3 protein-coding genes are annotated in these 1,587 nt (G+C 27.7%); all 3 read left to right on the plus strand.

Annotated elements, in window-relative coordinates; all coding sequences use genetic code 11:
* Positions 1–152 precede the first annotated feature (152 nt).
* Positions 153–1,001: a hypothetical protein gene (locus tag ACRDBA_RS12340; RefSeq protein ID WP_438573224.1), complete on the plus strand. Its 849-nt coding sequence runs from the start codon at positions 153–155 to the stop codon at positions 999–1,001.
* A 171-nt stretch (positions 1,002–1,172) separates the two neighbouring features.
* A complete protein-coding gene (locus ACRDBA_RS12345; protein WP_438573225.1) occupies positions 1,173–1,433 on the plus strand; it encodes a GIY-YIG nuclease family protein in 261 nt (86 codons plus the stop codon).
* A 53-nt stretch (positions 1,434–1,486) separates the two neighbouring features.
* Positions 1,487–1,587 (plus strand): DUF1540 domain-containing protein (locus ACRDBA_RS12350; protein WP_438573226.1); only part of this gene is annotated, 101 nt, incomplete at its 3' end.

The following is a 1,587-nucleotide window of genomic DNA, read 5'->3' on the forward strand; positions in this document are numbered from 1 at the left end:
ATCACTAGGATTTGTTAATCTAACACAAACATATCAAATGATGCATTAAATTCTAATGAACCGCCGTATACCGAACGGTACGTACGGTGGTGTGAGAGGTCGGTAGATAAAATAATTATCTACCTCCTACTCGATTTATGGGGGAAGGAAAGATGGTATATATAAAAGGAATTGGGTTAAGTGATAGAGGAAATAAGGTAAATGAAGATATATTTAATATAACAGAAAAGGCTGCATGGGTATTAGATGGAGCAACAGGATTAACAGGTAGTAATATATCTGGATTTAAAAGTGATGCAAGTTGGTATGTAGATAAGTGGAATGAGTATTTAAAGAAAAACATAAATGATAATAAGTCATTAAAGGAAATAATAAGATTTGGAATAAGTATAATAAAAGAAGAGTATAGAGCATTTAGTGGATTTGATAGCTTACAGGATGTAGAGTATCCATGTGCAGCTATTTCACTAATAAGATTAGTAGATGAAAATAAAATAGAGTATTTTGTTTTAGGAGATTGTACATTACTCTTTAAAAATGATATTGAGGAATTAGAAATTTACGATAGAAAACTAGAGCAGTTAGAAGAAAAGATAATAGATAAAATAATTTGTGAAAAGAATAAAAATAGTATTAGTCTATTAGATGCAAAAAAACTATGCTTAGAAGATATTAAAAACACAAGATTATTAAAAAATAAGGTAAATGGTTATTGGATATTAGAGTTAGATGAAGAGGCTGTTAATTATGCATTAACAGGAACAGTAGATATAAGTAAAGATTTAAGTGTGTGTATTATGTCAGATGGATTCTCACAATATTATGATACATTAAATATTTCAAAAAATAGCAAAGAGTTTATGGAACTATTAAAAGAAAAACCAATAGAAGAGCTTTTAGAAGAGCTTAGAAGAGTTCAAGAAAATGATGGGGAATGCAATAAGTATCCACGATTAAAAAAAGGTGATGATTCTACTATAGTTTATTTAAAATTTAAATAACAAAAATAAAAAAACCTAGTGAAAACTAGGCTTTTTTATTATTTATGAACTTTAATAAATTAATTATGAAGTGAAAAATTACATAGTTTGCAAAATATATTCTTATTTTGATAAAATGATTTAGGATAGTGTTAACAATAGGTGTACAACTTGTTAGGAGATATTAATAAAATGAATTATGTTTATATATTAAAATGCTCAGATAATAGCTTATACACAGGGTGGACAAACAACCTAGATAAGAGATATAAGGTTCATTCATCAGGAAAGGGAGCAAAATATACTAGAGCAAGATTACCAGTAGAGCTTGTTTATTTTGAAAGCTTTGAGGATAAGATAGAAGCTATGAAAAGAGAGCATGAGATAAAAAAGTTGACTAGAATAAAAAAATTAGAGTTAATAGAAAAGAAAAACTCTTTAGGGAATAAATAAGTAAATAATCCACATAATAAATAAGGAATTTAATAATTAAGGAGGATTTATTTATGCCTAAATTAAGCTGTGATGCATCATCATGTATGCATAACTCTCAAAATTGTTGTTGTAAAAATCAAATAGATGTTGGAGGAAGTGCTGCAACAAGCTC

Origin of the sequence: Clostridium sp. (assembly GCF_051654825.1) — a bacterium.
Taxonomy (GTDB): domain Bacteria; phylum Bacillota; class Clostridia; order Clostridiales; family Clostridiaceae; genus Clostridium.